Annotated in this window: 18 protein-coding genes and 1 tRNA gene; 12 read left to right on the plus strand and 7 right to left on the minus strand. The window is 45.7% G+C overall.

The annotated features are described in order from the left end of the window. Positions 1 to 102: 102 nt before the first annotated feature. From ACUALS_RS02290 to rpsU, 6 genes are all read right to left on the minus strand, one after another. On the minus strand, positions 103 to 3,657 hold the full coding sequence (locus tag ACUALS_RS02290) for an FG-GAP repeat domain-containing protein (protein WP_454448773.1): 3,555 nt from the start codon (positions 3,655 to 3,657) through the stop codon (positions 103 to 105). Positions 3,658 to 3,948: 291 nt separating this feature from the next. Further along, a tRNA-Ile gene (locus tag ACUALS_RS02295) sits at positions 3,949 to 4,024 on the minus strand. A gap of 149 nt (positions 4,025 to 4,173) precedes the next feature. Continuing rightward, on the minus strand, positions 4,174 to 6,036 hold the full coding sequence (gene rpoD / locus ACUALS_RS02300; RefSeq protein ID WP_005476849.1) for an RNA polymerase sigma factor RpoD: 1,863 nt from the start codon (positions 6,034 to 6,036) through the stop codon (positions 4,174 to 4,176). A gap of 98 nt (positions 6,037 to 6,134) precedes the next feature. Continuing rightward, positions 6,135 to 7,892 (minus strand): DNA primase, encoded by a 1,758-nt coding sequence (dnaG, locus tag ACUALS_RS02305; protein ID WP_454448774.1) that lies wholly within the window; start codon positions 7,890 to 7,892, stop codon positions 6,135 to 6,137. Positions 7,893 to 7,992: 100 nt separating this feature from the next. Beyond that, positions 7,993 to 8,436, minus strand: coding sequence for a GatB/YqeY domain-containing protein (locus ACUALS_RS02310; RefSeq protein ID WP_038137687.1), 444 nt, complete (start codon positions 8,434 to 8,436; stop codon positions 7,993 to 7,995). Between the two features lie 26 nt (positions 8,437 to 8,462). After that, positions 8,463 to 8,678, minus strand: a complete 216-nt coding sequence (gene rpsU, locus ACUALS_RS02315) for a 30S ribosomal protein S21 (RefSeq protein ID WP_001145625.1) — start codon at positions 8,676 to 8,678, stop codon at positions 8,463 to 8,465. 231 nt (positions 8,679 to 8,909) lie between these two features. Between rpsU and tsaD the strand changes: the two genes are divergently transcribed. Both tsaD and ACUALS_RS02325 read left to right on the plus strand, forming a co-directional pair. Beyond that, entirely contained in the window at positions 8,910 to 9,926 is a 1,017-nt protein-coding gene (tsaD, locus tag ACUALS_RS02320; RefSeq protein WP_038137685.1) for a tRNA (adenosine(37)-N6)-threonylcarbamoyltransferase complex transferase subunit TsaD, read from the plus strand. 132 nt (positions 9,927 to 10,058) lie between these two features. Further along, positions 10,059 to 10,874, plus strand: coding sequence for an alpha/beta fold hydrolase (locus ACUALS_RS02325; protein WP_039479054.1), 816 nt, complete (start codon positions 10,059 to 10,061; stop codon positions 10,872 to 10,874). Between the two features lie 25 nt (positions 10,875 to 10,899). Here the strand turns inward: ACUALS_RS02325 and plsY are convergent, their stop codons facing one another. Further along, positions 10,900 to 11,514: a glycerol-3-phosphate 1-O-acyltransferase PlsY gene (plsY, locus tag ACUALS_RS02330; RefSeq protein ID WP_454448775.1), complete on the minus strand. Its 615-nt coding sequence runs from the start codon at positions 11,512 to 11,514 to the stop codon at positions 10,900 to 10,902. Between the two features lie 146 nt (positions 11,515 to 11,660). Here plsY and folB point away from each other — a divergent pair, with 146 nt between their 5' ends. From folB to nlpD, 10 genes are all read left to right on the plus strand, one after another. Continuing rightward, a complete protein-coding gene (gene folB / locus ACUALS_RS02335; protein WP_454448776.1) occupies positions 11,661 to 12,014 on the plus strand; it encodes a bifunctional dihydroneopterin aldolase/7,8-dihydroneopterin epimerase in 354 nt (117 codons plus the stop codon). Next, a complete protein-coding gene (folK, locus tag ACUALS_RS02340; RefSeq protein WP_038191336.1) occupies positions 12,011 to 12,505 on the plus strand; it encodes a 2-amino-4-hydroxy-6-hydroxymethyldihydropteridine diphosphokinase in 495 nt (164 codons plus the stop codon). Before folB ends, folK begins: the two co-directional genes overlap by 4 nt. A gap of 9 nt (positions 12,506 to 12,514) precedes the next feature. Then, complete coding sequence (locus ACUALS_RS02345) at positions 12,515 to 13,318, plus strand: undecaprenyl-diphosphate phosphatase (RefSeq protein ID WP_038137674.1); 804 nt, start codon at positions 12,515 to 12,517, stop codon at positions 13,316 to 13,318. A 113-nt stretch (positions 13,319 to 13,431) separates the two neighbouring features. Continuing rightward, positions 13,432 to 13,710, plus strand: coding sequence for a cell division protein FtsB (gene ftsB, locus ACUALS_RS02350; RefSeq protein WP_038137671.1), 279 nt, complete (start codon positions 13,432 to 13,434; stop codon positions 13,708 to 13,710). 24 nt (positions 13,711 to 13,734) lie between these two features. Next, positions 13,735 to 14,418, plus strand: a complete 684-nt coding sequence (gene ispD / locus ACUALS_RS02355) for a 2-C-methyl-D-erythritol 4-phosphate cytidylyltransferase (RefSeq protein ID WP_454449213.1) — start codon at positions 13,735 to 13,737, stop codon at positions 14,416 to 14,418. 3 nt (positions 14,419 to 14,421) lie between these two features. Next, positions 14,422 to 14,898, plus strand: a complete 477-nt coding sequence (ispF, locus tag ACUALS_RS02360) for a 2-C-methyl-D-erythritol 2,4-cyclodiphosphate synthase (protein ID WP_005476471.1) — start codon at positions 14,422 to 14,424, stop codon at positions 14,896 to 14,898. 56 nt (positions 14,899 to 14,954) lie between these two features. Further along, positions 14,955 to 15,998: a tRNA pseudouridine(13) synthase TruD gene (gene truD / locus ACUALS_RS02365; protein WP_454448777.1), complete on the plus strand. Its 1,044-nt coding sequence runs from the start codon at positions 14,955 to 14,957 to the stop codon at positions 15,996 to 15,998. Then, on the plus strand, positions 15,998 to 16,756 hold the full coding sequence (surE, locus tag ACUALS_RS02370; protein ID WP_005476467.1) for a 5'/3'-nucleotidase SurE: 759 nt from the start codon (positions 15,998 to 16,000) through the stop codon (positions 16,754 to 16,756). The genes truD and surE overlap by 1 nt, the downstream gene beginning before the upstream one ends. A 2-nt stretch (positions 16,757 to 16,758) precedes the next feature. Continuing rightward, positions 16,759 to 17,385 (plus strand): protein-L-isoaspartate(D-aspartate) O-methyltransferase, encoded by a 627-nt coding sequence (locus tag ACUALS_RS02375; protein ID WP_038137661.1) that lies wholly within the window; start codon positions 16,759 to 16,761, stop codon positions 17,383 to 17,385. 2 nt (positions 17,386 to 17,387) lie between these two features. After that, entirely contained in the window at positions 17,388 to 18,293 is a 906-nt protein-coding gene (gene nlpD, locus ACUALS_RS02380; protein ID WP_454448778.1) for a murein hydrolase activator NlpD, read from the plus strand. Positions 18,294 to 18,350: the final 57 nt, after the last annotated feature.

Here is an 18,350-nt window from a genome sequence, read left to right on the forward strand (position 1 = left end):
TGTCCCCTTTAGGGGGGCACGTTATGTTACTAAACTGGAGTAGTAAAGAAAGGGGCAGCCGCCAATACGCAGCTACCCCCTTTGTTTGAAAAGAACAGTTCTTTAATGAACGGTTTCTCTACCTAGCCAATACATTGCTTGGTTTGTTGCAAGCAACACCTCAAGTTCACCGTGAAACGAGCGACGAGCATGCATAGAGTGGCTTTGAGGGGAGCCGACTAGCGGAGGGCTAGACCATATACTGTTACCGTCACTTGTAATACTTTTCATCACCAAGTCATCATTAGTGGACGTGTAATGGTTTGAACTATTCGGTATTGTAACTAAGAGAGTCTGTTGATCGTTACTCATAGGGTTCACAATCATATCGACGATCTGGTAATCCAGTGTCGTTTTGCTCACTTCTACAAGGTTTGTACTCGAGACATTGAAAAGGTGTAAACTTCTCACGTTATCGTTATAGCAAGCCAATTCTTTGTTGCTGTCTTTATCTGCATTAATAAAGGCTAGGCGTTGGCATGCAGTTCCGTTACTTGATATGACTTTGAACCTAGAGCCTTCATACTCAAGCAGCGAGGTTTGGTTAAAGCTATATGACGAGTTAAACAGGGCGATAAAAATTTTGCCATCCACATTAACTATGTCAAAGTCTTTGATTCTAGACGTCGCAGTAAAAGTAGCGAGTAAGCGTTGATTCTGTATATCGACCGCTTTCAATGTGTTTGAGTCGAGATAAACCGCATCTTCATACCCATCCTCGTTGACATCGAATGCCTTGATTACATGAATATCATTGTCGTAGTCACCAGTAATTTCATACTGGATAGTTGAGTCGTGCAATTGCATAACTCCAAACGAACCATCGTAAGTCTCTGAGGTTGGGATAAATATATCTCCCGCGCCATCTTGGTTAAAGTCGGCGGTGACTGCAATCCTCGAACTGTCCCAATTGGAAGAGATTTCATCGCTTGCGTCAATTTCGCCATCAAGTGTCATTGTTACTACTTTTGAACCGTCATAGCCACTTCCTGTTTGAGGTACGAAAAATACTGCCCTTTCGTCGTTTTGCAGCATGTTGGCCCAGCCCGCAGCACTAAAACTGTCAAACTGGTGAGTAGTTAATCCTTTATTTACGCTAATGGAGGAGTAAGTGATATCAGCAGTAATTAGACTATCCTCTCCAGAACTTGTTATACCAGTACCCCAGATTAGTTCTTGTTGGCCATCGTTGTCTGCATCACCTGGAATTAGGGATACGGACCCGTGTCCCTGAGCCGAAACTGTCCATAGCTCTACTAGATAGTTGTTTTCTAGGCTAAACGCAGTGACGTTTCCCCGCTGACAGTCTCCAACCAAAAGCGCTGATTTCTTTTCATTAGGGAAAGAGGCCGAACTTAAGTCACATGTATTGAATCGATCTAGTGTGGCGAGCTGTGTCTTGTCAGTTGCTGAGTAGACATAAATGCTACCCCAAAGATCGGCACCAATAATTTCCTCAATGTGGTCATTGTTTATGTCAGCGACTTGTACGTAATGATCACCAAAACCCATGCCTAAATACCACTCATTGAGGCCTGTAGATAGGTCATAGACTAGACCGGTATTCGTTACTAGCTCGGATTGAGGATCAGTATCAATGTTGCCAAAAGCGATATCTTTGACTGAGTGGACATCAAAAATAAACGTTGGTGTGAGAGGTCTATTATACTCAACAACAGTAATCGTTTGATTGCTTCCTAGGCTGAGATAGACCAACTCATCTATGTCATCGTTATCTATGTCACCCACGAATGCACTTTGAATAACATTTTCGGTTGTGAGCAATGGTTTCGGTAACGCATTGAGATCGGAAATGGACCAGATGTGATGAGATGTCACCACCAAAATATCTTTGGAGCCATCATTATCAACATCGCTTCCTAAAACTTGAACCACACTTTCATCTTGACCAAATGAATATGGATACATCCATGATTGCTGATAGCCGTTCTCAGTATGTTTCAGCAAAAACACTCGACTGTGGCCATCTGTGGAAAGAATTTCGTTTTTTCCATCGTTGTCAAAGTCAGCGATAGCCATCGAATGGTTGATTTTAGGGACTTCTATGCCTGACCGTGCCAGCACTGCCACATCAGCCGAATGAACTTCAACCTGCTCGGAAAACACCGTGCTTCCGGTAGAAGGTGAGGAAAACGTAAAGGTATAGTTCTGAGTATGGAAAAGAGGGTTACTAGGGACTTGCCAAGTCATCGTGCCATTTTCACCAACACTTACGCCATCTGGTCCGGAGATAAGGGAAGCGCTGACCCCTGATGTGTGTTGAAGATCAGGATCGTAAATAACAGCATTGAACTCAATGTAGTCGCCAGCGTTCACGGTGTCAGGTAAGTTTTCTATCTTTGCTTGTGCAGGAGCGTCTTCTATATTGATACTTAATCGTTCAGATTCGGCATAGTTACTTCCATCAAAAACCACCATTGAAACTTCGAGTGTATCTTTGAACACAGCCTTATACGCAGGGAAAACATTACCGCTTACGTCAGGGACTATTTTATCGTTTATGTACCAGCGATAGCTGACCACGAGATCTTCAGTTGGTGTATCTAAATCTGAGTAATGGCCTGGCTGAACCTCAATAGGCGTTGTTGTATCGACATAAGACGCATACATTTTCGGAGGATTAGCTGAAGGAGGTATTGTTAATTGGTCCAGTTCAACTAATTGATACTCGTTGAGTGTGCTGGTTGTAAACACTTCAAGATCACTTAACCAGACCCCTTTTTCGTAATTTCCATCTTTGTTGTTATCTTCAGCGTATCGAATGGCTCCACGGTAATAGGTGAGCAATCCATTTTTGTCAGCTGAAATTGTTACAGAGTCATTTGACGAGGCGAGTGGGTAGAAGTGATCACCGTCATAGGCTAGAGAGAGTTTCCCAATGGAGTCAATAAACACATTGCTACGAGCAGAGTAGTCTGGGTTAGTCGTGTTTGGAGCATAGAGGTGTTCACTCTCAAGCTTATATTGCTCTCCATTGACTGAAACGGTGACAAACTGAGTGATATTATATCCGGATTGGTTGCTATCGCCCGTGCTTGATATCATCCCGGAAATAAGGAATGTTACTTGTTCAGAAGTAGAGCTTAGTTTGTCAAAAAAGATCGAATATTCGTTCGAGTGCGTACTGAAGTTGTTTGCAGATATAACGGTTGTACCATTAATCTCTGACGAAGAATGGTTAGCTTTACACGCTTCATATGTGATTGAAGCGACTTCAGATGAACTCTCCGAGGTCCCTTGATTGTATGTTACATACCCACTAAAACCGCAAGGGTATTTACCATTGCTAAGATTGTTCTCTACATTGGATTTTGCCTCCCTAACTAGAACCGCTGCTAGATCGGGCAATGAGTCATCAAAGCTAATATTGAACGCTTTTTGGGCAGACGTCAGTTCCAAGTTAGCTGTGGATGTGCGACCTACATAGCTTTTGTTCGCCAGTGTTTTTGATGCAGTCTCAAGCTCTGATAGTGAATAGCGAGTTGCATTGTTAATAACGTTCGAAGCTTCTGATGAATCACTACCTCCACCTCCGCCACACCCAGCCAATAACAGAATCGCCGATAGAGGAAGTAATACCGATCTTCCCTGATGCATGATGTGAATCCTTTTTATTATATGACGTTGTTGTTTATGGCTTGAATCATATATAAAACGAATTGAATGAGCACATGATTGGGTGGTTGATTGTGATGCTTGTATCGTTATGTATTTGTTTAATAGGTACAAATCAGTGTAGATACTGTTGTTGACTCATTAGTAATGTAATTAGCACAGAGAGCGCGAATACACTTTATGGTATGTGGGAATGTGAGGGTAGATCGTTATTCACAAAAAAAGCCTGATGAATTTCTTCATCAGGCTTTCTAATTCTTTACCACAAAAAAGTGGTGGCCCCTCGCAGACTTGAACTGCGGACCAATCGATTATGAGTCGACTGCTCTAACCACTGAGCTAAGGGGCCGTATAGGGCAATGATTATAGGGGAAGCCGATCTCGCTGTCTAGCCAGTGGGGTGGCTAAATGCGCTTAGTTTTTATTCACTTAAATCGGTTCAATACAAAAAAGGTGAGCTATTGCTCACCTTTTAATCATTAACGGTTTGTTCCGCAATTATTCGTCTAGGAAGCTGCGCAGAGTTTCTGAGCGGCTAGGGTGACGAAGTTTACGTAGTGCTTTCGCTTCGATCTGACGGATACGTTCACGTGTAACGTCAAACTGCTTGCCCACTTCTTCAAGAGTGTGGTCAGTATTCATATCAATACCGAAACGCATACGAAGAACTTTCGCTTCACGCGGAGTAAGGCCAGCAAGAACGTCTTTAGTCGCTACTTTTAGGCTGCCTGCAGTCGCAGAGTCTAGTGGTAGCTCAAGCGTTGTATCTTCGATGAAATCACCTAGATGCGAATCTTCGTCGTCACCGATTGGTGTCTCCATTGAGATTGGCTCTTTCGCGATCTTCAGTACTTTACGGATCTTGTCTTCTGGCATTTGCATGCGCTCAGCCAATTCTTCCGGTAGCGGTTCACGCCCCATCTCTTGTAGCATTTGACGAGAGATACGGTTTAGCTTGTTGATCGTTTCGATCATGTGTACCGGAATACGAATCGTACGTGCTTGGTCTGCAATCGAGCGTGTGATTGCCTGACGGATCCACCACGTTGCGTAAGTTGAGAACTTGTAACCACGACGGTATTCAAACTTATCAACCGCTTTCATCAGACCGATGTTACCTTCTTGGATTAGATCCAAGAACTGCAAGCCACGGTTGGTGTATTTCTTCGCGATAGAGATTACAAGACGCAAGTTCGCTTCTACCATCTCTTTCTTCGCGCGGCGAGCTTTCGCTTCACCAATCGACATACGACGGCTGATATCTTTGATGTTTTGAACTGTCAGTGACGTCTCTTCTTCAATGATCTTCAGCTTAGCGATTGAGCGACGAATGTCGTCTTCGCTACGACGGATTTTATCTGCGTACGGCTTGTCTGATGCAAGAATTTCATCTAACCAAGCGTCACTTGATTCGTTGCCACTAAATAGGGCAATGAACGATTTTTTAGGCATTTTGCCGTATTCAACCGAAGCCTTCATGATTAGACGTTCTTGAGTGCGTACACGTTCCATTGAGGTGCGTAGTTCGTCAACAAGGTAGTCAAACTGCTTTGGTGTTAGACGGAATTCTTTGAATACGTCAATGACCATTTCGTGAGCAACGGTTGCTTTCGGGCTTTCACTGCCGTACTCGTTGCACGCAAGTTGGTAATTTTGGAACGTATTACGAAGTGCTGTGAATTTCTCTAGAGCAAATTCAGGGTCGATGCCTGTATCTTCTTCTTCGGACTCTTCGTCTTCAGACTCTTCGTCTTCTTCATCCGCATCTTCAGCGTCTTCATCTTCGAGATCAGATTCGGCGAGCTCAGAACCGATGTGCGTTGCAGTAGGGGCTGCGGTTTCATCGGCATCTGGGTCAACGAAGCCTGTGATCAGGTCAGTCAGACGAAGTTCTTCTGCCTGAACTTTGTCAAACTGCTCGAGAATGTACGGGATAGTGCCAGGATATTCTGCGACAGCGTTTTGAACTTGGTTAATACCATCTTCAATGCGCTTCGCGATATCGATCTCACCTTCACGAGTAAGAAGCTCCACAGTACCCATTTCACGCATGTACATACGTACTGGGTCTGTAGTGCGGCCAATCTCGTTTTCAACGCTTGAAAGTGCCGCTGCTGCAGCTTCTGCTGCATCTTCATCGGTGATGGTTTCATCGTCATTCAGCGCAAGATCATCCGCATCAGGCGCGGTCTCAACAACACGGATACCCATGTCATTGATCATCTGAATGATATCTTCTACCTGCTCAGAATCTACGATTTCTGCTGGTAGGTGGTCGTTTACTTCTGCGTAGGTCAGATAGCCTTGTTCCTTGCCTTTAATGACAAGTTGCTTTAGCTGTGACTGCGGATTTTGATCCATAGACGGTATCCAACTTAGTATCTGGTGAAGGAATTAGTATGCGAGTTGCAAACCACACATAATAACAAATTAATTGATTGCTGACTATTCGAACAGGGTTACGCTTTTAAATCTAGCATGAGCGCTAGCAGCTCCCTTCTTTCTTCGGTTGATAAACCGACACTTCTTTCTTTGGCCTGCAGGTTTTCAATTTGTTTTTCAACGCACTGGGCAAGAATTTTGTCCAATGAGTCTAAAAATATATCTTGTTCGTTGTCATCGTCGAGGGGGATTTCCCACCCTGCGAGACGAGACAGTAGAGCCTCATGGCTGCTGTTGCGCCAATGTTCTATCAACTGGCCCGTTGTTATATTGGGATGCGAGTGACAATATTCAAGCACCTCCACAAATAAACTTAGCCCTGGTACTGTTAACTCTCTCACAGTTGAGAGATCAGGTACCATTTGAGCATAGCTCGGATTTTGGATAAGCAAAGCGATCACTTCGCGCATTGGTGTGCGCTTGATCTCTTTGTGAGGCTGAGGTCGACTTTCTACTTGTTTTTTACGAGGTTGACGAAGTCGGTTGTCAAAACCGGTGCGCTCATCGAGTAATTTTTCTAGTAACTCTTGGAAATACGGGTCTGGGATCTTATCGATCAGTGCGCTGGCGTGAGCCCTCAACGCTGATTTACCCTCATTGGTTCCTAAGTTTAATCGGTGGATCTCGATTAAGTTGTCAAATAGGTAGCTAGAGAGCGGTGTTGCCTGTTCTATTTGTTGCTCGAAAGCTTGTTTACCAAACTTTCTTACATAGCTGTCCGGATCTTCACCATCGGGTAAAAATAGGAACTTGAGCGTATTGCCTGTTTTCAAATACTGAAGAGCATTTTCCAGCGCGCGCCATGCCGCTTCTTTCCCCGCTCGGTCACCATCGTAACAACACACCACAGTGTTCGTTTGCCGGAATAGCAGCTGAATATGATCGCCCGTTGTTGATGTGCCCAGTGATGCGACCGAGTAGTCCACCCCATATTGGGCCAAAGCAACCACATCCATATAGCCTTCAACCACCAAGATCTGACTTGGCTCGCGATGGACCTGCATCACTTCATATAGGCCGTAGAGCTCTTTGCCTTTATGGAAAATAGGGGTTTCTGGTGAGTTTAAGTACTTTGGCGTGCCATCACCAATTACTCGGCCACCAAAACCGATCACTCGACCACGTCGATCTCGAATGGGGAACATGACTCGACCACGAAAACGATCATAGCGATTGCCCTTGTCGTTTTCGATCAACATACCGCCAGAAACGAGCATTTCCTGTGTTTGTCGCTGTTGTCCAAAATTCTTACGGACCAGATCCCATTCGTCAGCCACGTAACCGATACCGAATTTTTGGACGATCTCGCCAGATAGGCCACGATCTTTTAGGTATTCGATGGCGATCTTACTTGATGATTGCTTAAGTTGATCGCGATAGAACTGAGCAATACTGCCCATAAGATCATAAAGAGTACGTTTTTGTGCTGTACTCGCTTGGGGCTGATTGGACTGAAAACCGCCACCTTGGCGCTGCTCTCTTGGAACATCTAAACCAAGAAATGAAGCGAGTTCTTCAATCGCTTCAACAAACTCTAGGCGTTCATATTCCATCAAAAAATCGATGGCATTGCCGTGCACGCCACAACCAAAACAGTGATAAAACTGTTTCTCTTGGCTTACGCTGAACGACGGGGTTTTCTCGTTGTGGAATGGGCAACAGGCACTGTAGTTTTTGCCTTTTTTCTTAAGTTTTACTCGTGCGTCAATGATGTCGACAATATCAAGTCGAGCAAGTAGATCATCAATAAAGCTGCGAGGGATGTGTCCTGCCATAAAACCTTAGAAAAACGCGATAACCATGGAAAAGGGCTAGATACAAACAAGCCGTGCGTTCCAGAGGATAGCACGGCTTGCTGCAATTTGGGTTGGGTAATTAAGCCAGCTTAGCGCGAACTAAACCACTTACTTTACCCATGTCTGCACGCCCTTGAATTTGTGGCTTAAGAACACCCATTACTTTACCCATGTCTTGCATGCCCGCAGCACCTGACTCAGCAATTGCACTTTCGACTAGTGCAGCGACTTCATCTTCAGTCAGCGGTTGAGGCATAAAGTCCTCAAGTACGGTAATTTCAGCTTTCTCAGCATCTGCTAAATCTTGACGACCAGCAGCTTCAAATTGCGTAACAGAGTCGCGACGTTGTTTAACCATTTTTGTCAGCACAGCAAGAATGTCGTCGTCATTCAGAGTAATCTGTTCGTCGACTTCACGTTGCTTAATAGCAGACAGAGCTAAACGGATAGTGCCAAGGCGCAATTTGTCCTTGGCTTTCATCGCTAATTTTTGCTCTTCTTTGAGCGTGTCAATAAGAGCCATAACTATAATCCTTTAGGACTTAGTTATTAGTACAGGCGAACGCGACGAGCGTTTTCGCGAGCTAGCTTCTTAGCGTGACGCTTTTGAGCTGCTGCTTTAGCGCGTTTGCGAACTGTAGTTGGTTTTTCGTAGTGCTCACGACGACGCACTTCAGAAAGGATACCTGCTTTTTCGCAAGAGCGTTTGAAACGACGTAGAGCAACGTCGAACGGTTCGTTTTCACGTACTTTAACTACTGGCATATGCCTTTCACCTCAGGGGTTAATTCGTTAATGCTGGAACGTTAGTGAGCCAAACACTGATGTTCGGTCTCAAACCAGCTTGATCAAAAATGGTGCGGAATTTTAATCCGATCACATAGCCTTTGTAAAGCGTTTTGTTGAGTACAGTTTGCACAAAATTTGTTTGCAAGCCAAAGGCGCGGTAATATTGCGCCAATTTTGAATTTTAGACAAATACATCCTAGGTAACCCATGCGTATTATCGGTATCGAAACCTCTTGTGATGAGACAGGTATTGCAATTTATGATGATGAGAAAGGATTGCTTTCCCATCAACTATATAGCCAGGTAAAACTGCACGCAGACTATGGCGGTGTGGTGCCTGAGTTGGCTTCTCGTGACCACGTTAAGAAGACCATTCCTCTGATTAAAGCGGCGATGGCAGAGGCCAATCTTACACCGAAGGATATTGATGGTATCGCTTATACAGCTGGCCCGGGTCTAGTCGGTGCTCTGCTCGTTGGTGCCACGATCGGTCGTAGTATTGCGTATGCATGGGATATTCCGGCCGTTCCTGTTCATCATATGGAAGGTCATTTGCTGGCGCCAATGCTAGAAGACAACCCTCCGCCATTCCCATTTGTCGCGGTGCTTGTTTCTGGTGGGCACTCGATGATGGTGGAAGTGAAAGGGATTGGCGAATACACCATCCTAGGTGAGTCAATTGATGATGCGGCGGGTGAAGCGTTTGATAAAACGGCGAAACTAATGGGTTTGGATTACCCTGGTGGACCGCTCCTTTCTAAACTGGCTGAAAAAGGCACGCCAGGCCGATTTAAGTTTCCTCGTCCAATGACAGATCGTCCTGGACTTGATATGAGCTTTTCTGGTTTGAAGACGTTCACTGCCAATACTATCGCTGCCAATGGTGATGATGAGCAAACTCGAGCCGATATTGCTCTTGCGTTTGAAGAAGCGGTGTGTGCGACGCTAACCATTAAGTGTAAGCGCGCATTAGAGCAAACGGGCTTTAAACGTATTGTTATCGCGGGTGGCGTGAGTGCAAACCGTCGCTTACGTGCAGATTTAGAGCAGTTGGCCAAGAAAATTGGTGGGGAAGTTTATTATCCTCGTACAGAATTCTGCACCGACAATGGTGCCATGATCGCTTACGCAGGCATGCAGCGTTTGAAAAACGGTGAAGTCGCGGATCTTTCTGTACAAGCCAAGCCTCGTTGGCCCATTGATCAATTAGATCCGATCAACTAACGATCTCTAACAATCAATAAGGTCGCTCATTATGGCGGCCTTTTTGTTTTTTGACAGTCTAAGTGTTCCGAGCTGTTAATAGAATTACTGATGGTAAGCTCGGGCTGAATAAAAATAGTAGTGGATAACACCATGGAAAGATTTTCGATAGATGGCCGAGAAATGGCGTATCTGGATGTGGGCACTGGCCCTGTTGTTGTTTTTGGTCACAGCTACCTTTGGGATAGTGCCATGTGGGCCCCTCAAGTCGAAGCGCTGAGTCAACATTACCGTTGTATTGTGCCCGAGCTTTGGGCTCACGGTGAATCGGATGCCGCACCAGAGCAGACTCGTTCACTCGGCGATTACGCGAAGCAAATTGTCGCTCTGATGGATCATCTGGATGTAGAGCAGTTTTCTCTTGTGGGACTGTCGGTTGGTGGCATGTGGGGCTGTGAAGTGGTTTCACTTGTGCCATCACGTGTGACGTCTTTGGTATTAATGGATACCTTTGTAGGTTTAGAGCCTGAAGTTACGCACGCTAAGTACTTTGGTATGTTAGATGCGATTAGCACTGCGAAAATGATTCCAGAACCGATTGTTGAAGCCGTCACTCCGCTGTTTTTTGCCCGTAATGTTGAGCAAGATAATCCTGAGTTAGTACGTCTGTTTCGTTCTAAGCTGACGGGTTTAACGGGTGAAGCTGCGGTCGAAACCGCTCGAGTGGGCCGAATGGTATTTGGTCGCCGAGACCAGATGGAAGATATCGAGAAGTTTGCGTTGCCAGTATTAGTGGCTGTGGGGCAAGAAGATATACCTAGACCAGTGCTTGAGTCATACCTTATGCATGACACTATCTCAGGGTCGCAATTGGTTGAAATACCACAAGCCGGTCATATCTCCAACCTAGAACAAGCGGAGTTTGTCACGGATATGCTTAAGGTCTTTTTAGATAAGCATGCCAAATAGCGAACAGTATCAAATCAATAAGGCCTCATTGCGAGGCCTTATTTAATTCTTGTTTCTTCTCGCCAATTTTGGGTTCGGCACCATCTAGCAACCGACGGATGTTTTGGTGATGTCTAAATACAATCAGACAACACAACATCGCCACGGGTAAGGTGTATTGGGGCTTAATCATCCAAGTGTAGAGAGGAGCGAGTAACACGGTGACAATGGCCGCGAGCGACGAGTAGCGAAAAACCAGTGCGACCGCTAACCAAGTGGCGATTACCATAGCGGTAAAATCTAAACCTATTGGCGCGATAGCTCCGAGCGCTGTCGCAACCCCTTTTCCACCTTTAAAATGAAAGAAAAGCGGGTACATGTGACCTAAACAAGCCGCAATCGCAATGACACCTAAAATCACAGGGTCGATACCCAAGAAAAAACCACTCCAGACAGGAATGGTTCCCTTTAACATGTCACAAAGCAGAACTGCTGCGGCGGCTTTTTTCCCCCCGATGCGCAATACATTTGTCGCTCCAGGATTGTTGGAGCCCATTTTACGAGGATCAGGAAGACGAAGCATTCGGCAGATCAAAACGGCACTCGATATCGAGCCTAATAAGTAGGCAATGATGATCATAACAAGTGCTAGTGGTGTCATATCAAGTTAACTCGTCTTTTGAGGTGTTTGTCAGGCAACTAATTGATATTATATCGACCTTGCCAACCTCAACAATAATGGTTTGGGCACAGGAATAGTAATTCTTTTTGTCAAAATTGGGTATCCGACCTCTAAAGGAAAAACGCATGGATAAGGTATTTATCGAGCAGCTAGAAGTAATTACCACAATTGGTGTTTACGATTGGGAACAAGAAATAAAGCAAAAATTGGTGCTTGATATCGAGATGGCTCACGACAATCGCCCGGCAGGGAAAAGTGACGATGTGGTCGATGCTTTGGATTATGCCGAGGTGAGCGGCGCTGTATTAGCCCACATAGAAGGCGGGCGATTCCTTTTAGTTGAGCGAGTAGCAGAAGAGATTGCCGACTTAATCATGACCCGATTTAACGTGCCGTGGATTAAAGTTCGTTTAACCAAGCCAGGTGCCGTCCCTCAAGCAAAAGGTGTGGGTGTTATCATCGAGCGAGGCGCTGCATGATAACGGCTTACGTTGGCATTGGCTCTAATATTGAAAGACGTAAGCACATTCAAGCTGCTATTGATGAGCTTAGCGCGTTAGGCAGTGAACTGCGTCTCTCGACCATTTTTGAATGCGAAGCCGTCGACTTTGAAAGCCATCCGTTTTACAACCTTGTCGTAGAAATGAAAACAACGTTAGATTTGGCGGAATTCTCGCGACAACTTCGCCAAATTGAGCTCAAATGGGGCCGAGCTGAAAACGCGGCAAAATATGAACCGCGCACGTTGGATCTCGATATCATTTTATTTGGTGATGTGGTGTCTGACGCTCAACCTGAGCTACCTCGTAGCGACATATTTAAGTATGCTTTTGTCCTTAAGCCCCTTGTCGAGCTATGCCCCGCACGAGTGGTTCCCCAAGATGGTCGAAGCATCAAACAAATTTGGCAACAGTCGACGTTTGACACAGCACTGGTGCCGGTTCCTCTATGGTTTAACCACAAATTTTAAGAGATTCTAATGAGTTATATTGAAGCCTTCTTACTCGCGTTGATTCAAGGCCTGACTGAGTTTTTGCCTATTTCTAGCTCTGCCCACCTTATCTTGCCTTCGGCAGTGTTGGGTTGGGAAGACCAAGGGCTTGCGTTCGATGTTGCGGTACATGTGGGTACCTTGGCCGCTGTTATGATCTACTTCCGTAAAGAAGTCGTGACGTTACTGGGCGCGTTTTTTGGCTCTATCTTTAAAGGTGACCGAAGCAAAGAAGCCAAGTTTGCGTGGATGATTGTTATCGCAACTATCCCAGCCTGTTTACTGGGTTTGTTCCTAAAAGATTTCATTGAACTGTATTTACGCAGTGCTTGGGTGATAGCGACGACGACCATCATTTTTGGTCTGCTGCTTTGGTACGTCGATAGAAACGCGAAACTTGTCGCGGATGAATATCAAGCAGATTGGAAGAAAGCGTTGTTTGTCGGTTTAGCGCAAGCAATGGCGCTTATCCCAGGGACGTCACGCTCTGGAGCAACGATTACTGCCGCGCTGTATCTTGGTTTTACCCGTGAAGCAGCCGCACGGTTCTCGTTTTTAATGTCGATTCCAATCATCTTACTCGCGGGTGGTTACTTAGGTTTAAAACTGGTAACGAGCGGAGAGCCGATTCATTTTGGTTTCTTGATGACGGGGATCATCACCTCATTTGTTAGTGCGTACCTATGTATTCATTTCTTCTTGAAGCTGATTTCTCGTATGGGGATGACACCGTTTGTCATTTATCGATTGATTCTAGGCGTTGGCTTGTTCGGCTTTTTAATGATGTCGTAGTGTAGAGCCCAAATCTCAATTCAATAAGGACCACATCGCCCAATCTCGCGCACCGTGTGACATTGTGGTATATATGTGGTCTTTCTTTATCCCTCTTCTTTGAATCATTGTTTATGCGAATTTTTGCACTCACACTTCTTATCATTTTAGGCTGGCTGCAATTCGAACTGTGGTTTGGTAAGAATGGCATTTCTGATTTCCAACTGGTGAACGCCGACATTGAAGTTCAACATCAAGTGAACGGAAACTTGCAGACTCGCAACAATGAAATGTTTGCTGAAATCGACGACTTGCGCCAAGGTTTAGATGCCATTGAAGAGCGTGCTCGACATGAACTGGGCATGATTAAAGAAGGGGAGACTTTCTATCGTATTATAGGAGAGGATGACTAAGTGTCCGATCTCGCCCCTACGGCCATGGTTGCCATCGTCCCTGCCGCTGGCGTCGGTAGCCGAATGCAAGCTGACCGCCCTAAGCAGTATCTCACGATTCATGGCAAAACCGTATTAGAACATACTGTTGAAAAGCTTCTGTCTCACCCTTTGATTACCCGCGTTATTGTCTCCATTAGTGAGGGTGACCCATACTACCCGAAATTGGCGCTTAGCCAGCGACAAGACGTGATTACCGTCGCGGGAGGGAAAGAGCGGGCAGACTCGGTACTGTCTGGTTTGAACTATGTCTGTGAGCACCGGCTTTCAACATGGGTGATGGTGCACGATGCGGCGCGCCCTTGTGTCAGCTTGACGGATATTGATCAACTCATAGAACAGTCACTCCATCATGGTTGCGGCGCGATACTTGCCGCGCCAGTGAGAGATACGATGAAACGAGCGAATGCTCAGCAATCCATTGAACACACTGTAGAAAGAGAAGCTTTGTGGCATGCTTTAACTCCACAAATGTTTAAAACTGAGCAATTGACTCATGCCCTCACTTCAGCTTTATCTGAAGGAGTAGCGATTACTGACGAAGCCTCAGCACTGGAATGGTTAGGAGAATCTCCTGCGCTAGTGAAGGGGAGTGCCGATAATATAAAAATAACCCAACCAGAAGATTTGGCACTTGCAGAGTTTTATCTAACGCGAAATAAAGGATAACGTATGATTCGAATTGGTCATGGCTTTGACGTACACAAGTTTGGTGGTGAAGGGCCCGTCATTATTGGTGGCGTAGCACTTCCTTATGAACAAGGTCTTATCGCTCACTCAGACGGTGACGTTGCATTGCATGCACTTTCTGACGCACTACTCGGTGCCATTGCGGAAGGGGATATTGGTCGTCATTTCCCTGATACTGATGATAAATGGAAGGGCGCAGATAGCCGAGCTTTGCTGCGAGACGTGTATCGTCGAGTGAAAGAAAAAGGCTACGTGCTGGGGAATGCGGATATCACAATAATGGCTCAAGCGCCGAAAATGGCACCACATATTGAAGCAATGTGCCAAGTGATCGCTCAGGACTTAGAAACCGACATTGGTAACGTCAATGTAAAAGCCACCACTACGGAGCGTCTTGGTTTTACAGGACGCAAAGAAGGCATCGCGACAGAAGCGGTCGTATTACTTATTAAAAAATAACTCAGTTACACGCCGTCTATTCTTAAGTGAATAGGCGGCGTGTAATGGAAAACATTATGTCAGATATCTTATCTTCACTGGCTTACCTCAATGGTAAACCGACAGCTACGGCAAAAATTAAAGCGCAACCAGAGCACTTCCAGGTTAACGAAGTGCTGGGTTATGAGTTTACAGGCAGTGGTGAGCACCTCATGGTACGGGTTCGTAAAACCGGTGAGAACACCAGTTTTGTGGCGAATGAGCTTGCGAAGGCATGCGGCGTGAAATCGAAAGACGTAAGCTGGGCTGGGTTGAAAGATCGCCATGCCGTGACGGAGCAGTGGTTAAGTATCCATCTACCTAAAGGCGACACGCCAGACTTCAGTGCTTTCCTCGCGCAATACCCAAGTATCGAAATTCTCGAGACGACAAGACACAACAAAAAGCTGCGTCCGGGGGAGTTAGCGGGCAACCAGTTCGTGGTTACATTATCGGAAGTGAGTGATGTCGACGATGTTGTGAAGCGTCTAGAATCGATAGCCCAAACCGGCGTTCCTAACTATTTTGGTAGCCAACGTTTTGGTAACCAAGGCAATAATATTGAAGAAGCAAGACGCTGGGGCAAAGAAAACGTCCGCACTCGCAACCAAAACAAACGCAGTATGTTGTTATCTGCAGCGCGCTCGTGGATTTTCAACCGAATTGTTTCTGCGCGTATTGAGCAAGGCGTCTTCAACCAAGCCATCATCGGCGATTTGGTCCAGACTCCAACGTCTCTGGTTCAAGTTGAGGAAAATGCTCTTGATGAGGTAAACCGTACATTGCTTGCAGGCAACGCTGAGCTTACCGCAGCAATGGCAGGTGACAACGCACTTCCAACGCAAGCTCAGGCTCTTGAATTGGAGCGGCCTCACTTGGATGCAGAACCGGATCTTATGGCGCTGATTCGAGGCAACCGCATGCGTCACGATCGCCGAGCCATATCGTTAAAAGCGCAAGATTTCTCTTGGCAAACGGAAAATGACTGCGTCACCCTACAATTCTCTTTGGATGCAGGGTGTTTTGCGACTTCCATTGTTCGTGAGTTAGTTAATGAGATAGAAGTTGAACGAGTTTACTAATGGGTGAGAAAAAACTGAAAGTTCTTCTCAGTAATGACGATGGCGTGCATGCCCAAGGCATTCACGCTTTGGCTGAGAGCTTAAATGATATCGCTGATGTGACGATTGTCGCGCCAGACCGAAATCGTTCGGGCGCGTCCAATTCACTGACGTTAGAGCAACCGCTGCGCGTGAATGAAATTGCGGATGGTGTGTTCTCTGTTCAGGGAACGCCGACCGATTGCGTGCACTTTGCGTTGAATGAGCTAATGAAAGACGATTTGCCGGACTTGGTGTTGTCCGGTATCAACCATGGCGCAAATCTTGGCGATGATGTTCTCTATTCGGGTACCGTCGCGGCGGCAATGGAAGGCCATTTTCTCGGTGTTCAAGCTGTTGCTTTCTCATTGGTGGGTAAGCAGAACTTCGCAAGTGCTGGCAAGATTGCACGGCATATTGTGGAACAACACCTAGCAAAACCGATCCCGACCAATCGACTGCTCAATATTAATGTGCCAGACCTTCCTTTTGATGAATTAAAAGGTATCGCTGTTACTCGTTTAGGTGCTCGACATCACGCGGAAGCGATGATTAAGCAGCAAGACCCTCGAGGTCATGATATATACTGGCTTGGTCCTCCTGGAAAAGAGCAAGATGCCGGTGAAGGAACGGATTTTTACGCGGTCGATCAAGGATTTGTGTCTGTCACACCTTTGCAGGTAGATCTTACTGCGCATGAATCACTAATGAGCATGGAAAACTGGTTGAAGGATCAATAAGCATGGCAAACCCACAAGCAGATAGATTGATCGACTTTCTAGTAGCAAGTGGTATTCATAACTCTGATGTACTAGAAGCGATAAGACGCTTACCTCGAGAGCAGTTTGTTTCTCAAGCGATGATGCATCAAGCCTATGACAACAATGCTTTACCTATTGGGCAAGGGCAAACTATCTCTCAGCCGTATATTGTGGCGAAAATGACTGAAATTCTGGAACTTAGCCGCAAGAGCAAAGTCCTAGAAGTGGGGACGGGTTCTGGTTATCAAACCGCGGTTTTAGCGCAGTTGGTCGACCATGTCTTTTCGGTTGAGCGAATCAAATCGTTACAATGGGAAGCGAAACGTCGCTTGAAGCAGTTGGATATCTACAATGTGTCAACGAAACATGGTGATGGTTGGCAAGGTTGGGCTGCGAAAGCGCCGTTTGATGCGATTATCGTTACCGCGGCGGCAGAATCTGTTCCAGAAGCTCTGCTGACTCAGTTGTCGGAAGGTGGGATTTTGGTCATCCCTGTTGGAACCGATGAGCAGCAGTTGCTCAAGATAACGCGCTGTGCTGACTCATTCACATCAGAAGTTATAGAAGTTGTACGTTTTGTTCCTTTGGTTGCTGGTGATCTCGCCTAGATATGTCGCTTAAGTCTCTTTCATTCATTATTGGTGTTTGCAGTGTGCTCCTCGGGTGCGCTGCGCAATCCTCTGCGCCAGTTTCAGGATTAAAGAAAGACTATGATTCAGTCTCTCGAGGTAGCTATAGAGGCAGTTACTACGAAGTCGAGAAAGGCGATACGCTCTATTTTATAGCTTACATCACAGATAAAGATGTAAATGAGATCATTGCTTACAACAAGTTGACAGCGCCATACACCATATATCCAGGTCAGAAACTCAGGCTATGGAAACCTGCATATACCCCGCCAGCCTATGGTGGTACAGGCGCAGGCGCTCCAGTTGTTGCAGTTGCGGCAGTGCCAGCGACGCCGAGTGTAAATTCGAGCAAAAACTCAAATCAAAAGGTTACGCAACACAGTTCACAAAGCGCACCAAAATCGACCAAAAAAGAACCAGTAAAGAAGGTTGAACAATCTAAACCAAAGGAGTATGTTAACTCTACAGGTAAACAAAATGTTAATAAGGCAGTCAGTAACGACAAACCTAAAAACACAAAAGTTTCCAAATGGTTATGGCCAACAAAAGGGAGAGTGATTAAAAACTTCTCTGCTGGAGACCAAGGGAATAAAGGCATCGACATTGCAGGACAGCGAGGTCAGCCGATTGTCTCTACAGCAGGTGGCACCGTCGTCTATTCAGGCAACGCATTGCGAGGTTACGGCAATCTTGTGATTGTAAAACATAACGACAACTACCTCAGCGCGTATGCACATAATGACCGGTTGCTAGTACACGAAGGACAGAGTGTAAAAGCAGGCCAGAAAATAGCAACAATGGGAAGTTCTGGAGCAAATAGTGTTCGATTACACTTTGAAATTCGCTATCAAGGTAAGTCGGTGAACCCAAAACGCTACTTACCGTAAAAATTACTGACAAGGTAAAATAGCGACATTAGACGTAGTAATGTCTTGCTAGCTCGC

Source organism: Vibrio sp. NH-7, from assembly GCF_053643215.1.